The following is a 6548-nucleotide window of genomic DNA, read 5'->3' on the forward strand; positions in this document are numbered from 1 at the left end:
TAACCGAAGTCTCTCTCCACGGCATCAACACCTCCCGCAAAGCGAAAAGTGTTACCCATGTCTCCGGTACAAAACGTCACCTATCTCTCAAGTCGGACAATCCAATTTCCTGATATTCCACAAAGAGTTATCACTGAAGGTGATCAAGCTCCCATGGGAGCGGAAAAGATTCGCTCGCAGTCTTCGCAATGCAGCCAGCGATATCCAGCGCAAGCCTGGTTTCAGGGCAGCCGCAGCGACAAAGGTCACCGGCTCACGTACCAGCACCCCGGCAAAACCGGGCCAGTCGCTTTCGATCGCTAGGAATAGCTCCTCAGGCTAAGGGCCAAACCCGGAAATCACTTGCGCGCGGCAGTACGGCGGCAACGCCAGTTCCAATCTCTCGGCTCACCCGTGTCCATATGGACCGACTCGGTGTGGCAATAGGTGCCGACGCCGCCGCGTTCCGGCAGGGAACGCAGATAGGTCGCAAGCTCCCATTTGGAGACGCCCTTGATCTGGATATCGGCGGCATCGCAGGTATAGTGCTTGGAGCCCCGCCTTATGCCCTTCGGCGGACGATAACCCGAGGTGACGATCGCCGGTCTGTTGTAGTGGCGCTCCACATCCTTGATCATCCGCACCAGTTCCGGCTTGAAACAGCCGACTTCGACACGGTCCGTCTGCAGGAAAAGCCCGTTCGGGGCGACGCGGGTGAGGCCGGAGAGTGAAGCGAGTTTCATCAGGCCTGTCGGCTGGTCATCCTCTTCATCGAGATGGGCATCGTCGAATTCGTCGGACATCACCGAGCGGCCGGAAAGCGCAATGCCCATCGTCCCGTCCGCGGCTCCGGGAAGCGCAGCGACCTGCGTATTGCCCGCAGTCCCGCTTTCAATCATTTTCGGCAGACGTTTCTTGGCCGCACCGGCAAAAAATGCCGCAAGCGTCATGCCCTGCCCATCGGCTCCCTGCTTCTCGCCGGTCGCTCCGGCGCTGGCGGCTGGTTGCGCGGCAGCCGCCGCGAGCTGTCCAGATGCCGATTGCGGAAGGGGTACGGGAGCCGGCTGAAGATTTTCGCTGTGCTGCTCCGCCGACGCCTGTCCGGCTGGCGGGACCTGAGCCGGCGCCGCCGCCGGTTGCGGCTGTGCGGCCTGCACCGGCGCCGAATAGACGCTGCTGACGGCGGGAGTGATTCTCTGGGAAGGAACACCCGTAGCGACGGCGACGCCCGGTGCCCCTGCGGCACCGGCGGGCGCTGCTGCGGCGGAGGCGGTCGAATAAATGCTTGCCGTACCTGCCGAGATCGCCGTTGGCTGCGTCGTCAACCCGGCGATATCGGGGGCGGCGCCATAGGCCTGCGCCGGGCCGCCCGCTGCCTGAGGCTGGACCGGCGCGGCCGCTCCAGCCGCCGACGCCACGGCCGGATCCACATAATGTCCCGGTTGCGCGCCGGCCGCCGCAGCTGAAGCGGCGGTCTGCGGCTTCTGTTGTGTGGAAATTTCCGGCTTTTTGGTCGTGCCGGCCATCTCGTCGTCGGTCACCGCCGAAACGCATCCGGAAAGCCCAAACAGTGAAACCGCGATGACAAGACGCTGACGAAGCAGACGTCCTTTCGCGCTCTCGACAGTTTTCATGGGTGGCCTCCGTATCTTGCATTTCCAACAGCAACACGGGAACGGGCGCGTGTGCTTCCCCAAAACGGGACTGGCCGTTTTGATTCGCGGACTATGCCTCATCCCCTCGGGACAAGGCAAGAGCACCCGAAAACGCCGCTGCTCACCGGAAAATCCCTACCAGGAACCGGTATTCTGCATAGATATCCAGGGCTCAGCTGGTGCGAGGCTTTCGCCCTTCTGCAGAATCTCGAACGAAATACCATCCGGCGAGCGCACGAAGGCCATGTGCCCGTCACGCGGCGGCCGGTTGATGACGATGCCGTTCTGCTGCAGATGCGCGCAGAAATCGTAGATATTGTCGACCTCGTAAGCCAGATGGCCGAAGTTGCGGCCGCCGGTATAATCCTCGGTATCCCAATTGTAGGTGAGTTCTAGGCAGGGAGCCTTGTTTTCCTTCGCCGCAGCAATGTCATCGCGCGCCGCAAGAAACACCAGAGTGAACCGACCTTTTTCGTTCTCGATTCGGCGTATTTCCGTAAGGCCGAGCAGATCGACATAGAATTTCAGTGATTCGCCAAGGTCTTTGACGCGAACCATTGTGTGCAGATACCGCATTTTCTTCCTCTCCATTACACGGGTCCGGAGCCGTCAAACGCGTGACGGCAAGCCCCGGACAAGGACGGCGACATAAAAGCAGCTGCGTAAATCAAAAACTAGGGCTTGCGTGAAACCGTTACCAAGATGTTAATCTGGCGCACAGGAATCAGTTGACCGGTGTATGGCGCGTAATTGAGGGGTTGGCAGGATATGGCTGATAGGATGTCATCGAAAACGATAGTCGATGTCGAGGACCTTTCGGGCGATGCCGTGGACCTGACCGAAATTACCGGCGTGGTGAAGTGGTTCGACGTCGCCAAGGGTTTCGGCTTCATCGTGCCCGACAATGGCACACAGGATGTGCTGCTGCACGTCTCCTGCCTACGCCGTGACGGTTACCAGACAATTCTTGAAGGCACGCGCATCGTTGCCCTCATACAGCGGCGCGACCGCGGTTTTCAGGCGTTCCGTATTCTCTCCATGGACCAGTCGACCGCTGTCCATCCCTCGCAGATGCCGCCGGTGCGCACCCATGTGCAGGTAACGCCGTCCAGCGGGCTGGAGCGCGCCATCGTCAAGTGGTTCAATCGCACCAAGGGCTTCGGCTTCCTGACGCGCGGCGAAGGAACGGAAGATATTTTCGTGCATATGGAGACGCTGCGCCGTTTCGGCCTGACGGAGCTTCGCCCCGGCCAGGTGGTGCTGGTGCGTTACGGCGATGGCGACAAGGGCCTGATGGCGGCGGAAATCCACCCCGACAACCCGGTTTCCATCGGGATGTCGCATTGATGTCCGCCCTGCCCCATATGGTGAAAAGCGCCGTTATGGCGCTTCTTTTTTTTACGCTGGCCGCCGCAGCGCAGGCCCAGCAACCGCAGACATTCACGTCCGAACCGCTGCAGATTGAGACCGCCGGGGGAAAGAGCCACGATTTCACTGCCGAACTGGCGCTGAACAATGCCCAGCGCGAACAGGGGCTGATGTTCCGCAAGAGCATGCCGCTTGAAAACGGAATGTTGTTCGATTTCGGCGAAGCGCGTGATGTGGCCATGTGGATGCGGAACACGCTTATTCCGCTCGACATGCTTTTTATCGGCCGTGACGGCCGTATTACCCATATTCACGAAAACGCGGTTCCGCATTCGGAGGCAATCATCAGCTCCCGCGGGCCAGTAAAATTTGTGCTTGAACTCAATGGAGGCACTGCGAAGCGCTATGGCATCAAGCCGGGTGATATGGTTCGCAGCGCGCAAATCGGCAACCGGAAATGACATTGCCACGTCATTGCGTTAGAATTAGCCGGACGAGGTTTCGCCCGGCTGGCGCAATGGTCAGTAGACCGGCTCGATATGGCTCAGAATCCGGCAATTGGAAATGGAAGAGGCAAGGTTGATGGCGATGTCGATCGCCTCTACCGAATCGGCCGTACCTTCCAGATAGATCACATCATTTTCGACAGTTGCCGAAATCCGCGACTTTTCTAACCCGGATTCGAAAGCCAGAGCCGACGTGATTGCCTGACATACGCCGGCCATGCGGTCCCCGAAGAAGCTTTCCTGAATGCCTGACAAATTGAACATATGCGTTCTCCTTCTTATGGACATAACAACGCCCTGATGGCGGTTTTGTTCATCTCCGGTTCATCTGTTTGTTCATCTTCCATTCATCTTGGAAAATTGGAACCCCCTGACCGATCACATTTTTGGTGATCGGGAACCATTTCGTGAGGCAGGCATTTCGCGCATAGGAGAGAGGACGACCTCCAAGACAGCTAAAACAGGGAGGAAAATGATATGCTGATTAACAGAACAGAGCCGTGTCACCACGCCTCGTGGATGAAACCGGTGGCGATTCACCTGCCGCTGTGCGTCGCCGTAGAAATCTACAGCCCGCTGGTGGCGCTGGACATGCTGATGTACCGCTGGCCCGAGGAACACGGGCCGGAATATGAAGAGGCGCGCAGGAACTGCCTCGATGCCATCGCGGGCAGATGCGACATCGAGAAAGCACGGGAATCGTTTCTCGTAGCAAGCAGTCATGCTCATATCCTGAACGTCCACTAAAATTTATCGACTGTCATGACGATTGCGCCCTTCCATGCGGAGGGCTTTTCTTTTGCGCACGCAGCTTCTGTGGCGCCTTGATGCACGGCGTTGCCTCCCCACAAGCCGACGATGACATGTAACTGTCACGCAAACGTTATAATCGGCAGAGACGAATTCCATGGAATCGATTGGCGCGCAGACCGCCGAAGCTTGGGAGTGGAACTGGCCAGCATGGAAACTGTCTTTGCCCTTTGCGCAATTCTGCTCCTCGGCTTCAATCTTCTCAGCATCGTTCTGGCCGGCTGGCGACTGACGAGACCCGACGCGGAAAACGATCTTGTCCGGCAAACACCGGCTGTCTCGCTTGTGGTGCCGCTGCGCGGCGTGGAAAACTTCACGTCCCTGACTCTGTCGCGCGCCTTCGAACTCAACTGGCCCAATTATGAGCTGCTGTTTTGCGTCGCCGATGAATTCGATCCCGTGATCGAGGAAGTTCGCACCGCGCAAGCCGCCTTTCCCTCGGTTTCCATGCAATTGCTCATTGGCGATGACCGTATCAGCGCCAATCCGAAACTGAACAATTGCGTCAAGGGCTGGCGCGCCGCCAAACATGAATGGGTGATTCTCGCCGATTCGAACGTGCTGATGCCAAAATCCTATATAGCCACCATGATGTCGGCCTGGCGGCCGGACAGCGGGCTGGTCTGCTCGCCGCCGCTCGGCTCCCGTCCGGCCGGTTTCTGGGCCAATGTGGAATGCGCCTTCCTGAATGGCTCGCAGGGACGCTGGCAATATGCGGCGGAAGCGATCGGCATCGGTTTCGCGCAGGGCAAATCTATGTTGTGGAACAAGCCGTTTCTCGAAGACCACGGCGGCATTCGCGCCCTTGCCGCAGAAATCGCCGAGGACGCCGCCTCGACGAAGCTGGTGCGAAACGCCGGCCGCAAGGTGCATCTGGTCAGCGCCCCGTTCGAGCAGCCGCTCGGCCAGCGCCATGCCGGCGAGATCTGGTCGCGCCAGACCCGCTGGGCTCGGTTGCGACGCGTGACCTTCCCGCAATATTTCGCGCCGGAAATCTTCACCGGGGCGCTTCCCCCGCTCCTCTTCGCGCTTGCCGCCGCGGCGATGATGGATGTAAACCTCGCCGCAACTGCCTTTGCCGTCCTCGCTCTCATGTACGTGCCGGAACTTGCGCTCGCGGCCCTAAACCGATGGCCGGTATCGCTCCACACACTGCCGGCGATGATCGCCCGCGACATGATCATGCCCATCGTCTGGGCGCGAAGCTGGATCGGCAGCGCGGTGGCATGGCGCGGCAATGTCATGACAATCGGCACGGCAGAAAGCACCCTGGCCGGTCCATCAACGGAATAAATCACAGCTATTTGGAAGACGTTACGCCGGAAAGCTGATGTTTTGCTTTAAAATGGTCGGAGTGGAGAGATTCGAACTCCCGACCCTCTGGTCCCAAACCAGATGCGCTACCAGACTGCGCTACACTCCGCCGAGGCGATGGCTGGGGAATACACGGTTCACCCAGACTGCGCAACAGGGAAATTCATCTTTGTTCACTCTCGGCTTTGGCGAGCAAAACGTAACATCGAAACGACAGAGTGCGATCTGACTGCTGGGGGATAATCGTCTTGACTCTCACCTGAAGTCAGTCCATTTCAAATTCAACGTTCCTGACACGATTTGGTTATTCTATTCAGGTACGTGATGAACAATTCGGGGTGTTGCGCCCCACTGTCCAACCGGAGCAGTTTCGACATGTCTGCGAAGATTTACCGCCCTGCAAAAACCGCCATGCAATCCGGCAAGGCGAAGACCAATGTCTGGGTTCTGGAATTCGACGCCGAGGTTCCGCGCAAGATCGATCCGATCATGGGTTATACCTCCAGTTCCGACATGAAGCAGCAGGTGAAGCTGAATTTCGAGACGCAGGAACAGGCCGAAGCCTATGCACAGCGCAAGGGCATCGAATACCGCGTCATCCAGCCGAAGGAAGCGACCCGCAAGGTGGTTTCCTACACCGACAATTTTCGTTTCAACCGCACCCAGCCCTGGACGCACTGAAACACGACGATCAAAGTTTTTTTGCCGGAGTATCGATTGCCCGGCATAACGGCCCCTTAGCTCAACTGGATAGAGCAACTGCCTTCTAAGCAGTAGGTCGCAGGTTCGAGTCCTGCAGGGGTCGCCACCTTCCATTTGTCCAGACCGGAGACATAGGTAACAGTTTGTACCTAAGACATAGGTGACAATCTCGTGCCGAACGGATTGTCGATTGTTTGCAGCGTTCTCTGTTCCA

The 6548-nt window shown here is 58.3% G+C and carries 8 protein-coding genes and 2 tRNA genes; 6 read left to right on the forward strand and 4 right to left on the reverse strand.

Annotated elements, in window-relative coordinates:
* Positions 1-338 precede the first annotated feature (338 nt).
* Positions 339-1613, reverse strand: coding sequence for a YcbK family protein (locus PL597_RS25580; RefSeq protein WP_271366611.1), 1275 nt, complete (start codon positions 1611-1613; stop codon positions 339-341).
* 156 nt (positions 1614-1769) lie between these two features.
* A complete protein-coding gene (locus tag PL597_RS25585) occupies positions 1770-2210 on the reverse strand; it encodes a VOC family protein (RefSeq protein ID WP_077982885.1) in 441 nt (146 codons plus the stop codon).
* A gap of 192 nt (positions 2211-2402) precedes the next feature.
* On the opposite strand from PL597_RS25585, the gene PL597_RS25590 reads away from it, so the two are divergent.
* Positions 2403-2981 carry a cold-shock protein gene (locus tag PL597_RS25590; RefSeq protein WP_077982058.1) on the forward strand — a complete coding sequence of 193 codons (579 nt, stop codon included), beginning with the start codon at positions 2403-2405 and terminating at the stop codon, positions 2979-2981.
* Entirely contained in the window at positions 2981-3463 is a 483-nt protein-coding gene (locus PL597_RS25595; protein ID WP_271366613.1) for a DUF192 domain-containing protein, read from the forward strand. Before PL597_RS25590 ends, PL597_RS25595 begins: the two co-directional genes overlap by 1 nt.
* A gap of 60 nt (positions 3464-3523) precedes the next feature.
* Here the strand turns inward: PL597_RS25595 and PL597_RS25600 are convergent, their stop codons facing one another.
* Entirely contained in the window at positions 3524-3772 is a 249-nt protein-coding gene (locus PL597_RS25600) for a BON domain-containing protein (RefSeq protein WP_077982057.1), read from the reverse strand.
* A 213-nt stretch (positions 3773-3985) separates the two neighbouring features.
* Between PL597_RS25600 and PL597_RS25605 the strand changes: the two genes are divergently transcribed.
* Both PL597_RS25605 and PL597_RS25610 read left to right on the forward strand, forming a co-directional pair.
* Positions 3986-4255 (forward strand): DUF982 domain-containing protein, encoded by a 270-nt coding sequence (locus PL597_RS25605; RefSeq protein ID WP_035262940.1) that lies wholly within the window; start codon positions 3986-3988, stop codon positions 4253-4255.
* Positions 4256-4468: 213 nt separating this feature from the next.
* Entirely contained in the window at positions 4469-5611 is a 1143-nt protein-coding gene (locus tag PL597_RS25610) for a ceramide glucosyltransferase (RefSeq protein WP_269825575.1), read from the forward strand.
* 53 nt (positions 5612-5664) lie between these two features.
* Here PL597_RS25610 and PL597_RS25615 read toward each other — a convergent pair.
* Positions 5665-5741 (reverse strand) — tRNA-Pro (locus PL597_RS25615).
* A gap of 266 nt (positions 5742-6007) precedes the next feature.
* Between PL597_RS25615 and PL597_RS25620 the strand changes: the two genes are divergently transcribed.
* The gene (locus PL597_RS25620) at positions 6008-6313 is read left to right on the forward strand and encodes an ETC complex I subunit (RefSeq protein WP_077982056.1); all 306 of its coding nucleotides are present in this window, start codon (positions 6008-6010) and stop codon (positions 6311-6313) included.
* Between the two features lie 50 nt (positions 6314-6363).
* A tRNA-Arg gene (locus PL597_RS25625) sits at positions 6364-6440 on the forward strand.
* The last annotated feature ends 108 nt before the right edge of the window (positions 6441-6548 follow it).

Origin of the sequence: Agrobacterium sp. ST15.13.013 (assembly GCF_027956525.1) — a bacterium.
Taxonomy (GTDB): Bacteria; Pseudomonadota; Alphaproteobacteria; order Rhizobiales; family Rhizobiaceae; genus Agrobacterium; species Agrobacterium salinitolerans.

Bases quoted from the DNA above. Each gene is read 5' to 3' on its own strand.
- PL597_RS25605 (WP_035262940.1), top strand. From the start codon at position 3,986: ATGCTGATTAACAGAACAGAGCCGTGTCACCACGCCTCGTGGATGAAA.
- PL597_RS25595 (WP_271366613.1), top strand. From the start codon at position 2,981: ATGTCCGCCCTGCCCCATATGGTGAAAAGCGCCGTTATGGCGCTTCTT.
- PL597_RS25590 (WP_077982058.1), top strand. From the start codon at position 2,403: ATGGCTGATAGGATGTCATCGAAAACGATAGTCGATGTCGAGGACCTT.
- PL597_RS25620 (WP_077982056.1), top strand. From the start codon at position 6,008: ATGTCTGCGAAGATTTACCGCCCTGCAAAAACCGCCATGCAATCCGGC.
- PL597_RS25610 (WP_269825575.1), top strand. From the start codon at position 4,469: ATGGAAACTGTCTTTGCCCTTTGCGCAATTCTGCTCCTCGGCTTCAAT.
- PL597_RS25580 (WP_271366611.1), bottom strand. From the start codon at position 1,613: ATGAAAACTGTCGAGAGCGCGAAAGGACGTCTGCTTCGTCAGCGTCTT.
- PL597_RS25600 (WP_077982057.1), bottom strand. From the start codon at position 3,772: ATGTTCAATTTGTCAGGCATTCAGGAAAGCTTCTTCGGGGACCGCATG.
- PL597_RS25585 (WP_077982885.1), bottom strand. From the start codon at position 2,210: ATGCGGTATCTGCACACAATGGTTCGCGTCAAAGACCTTGGCGAATCA.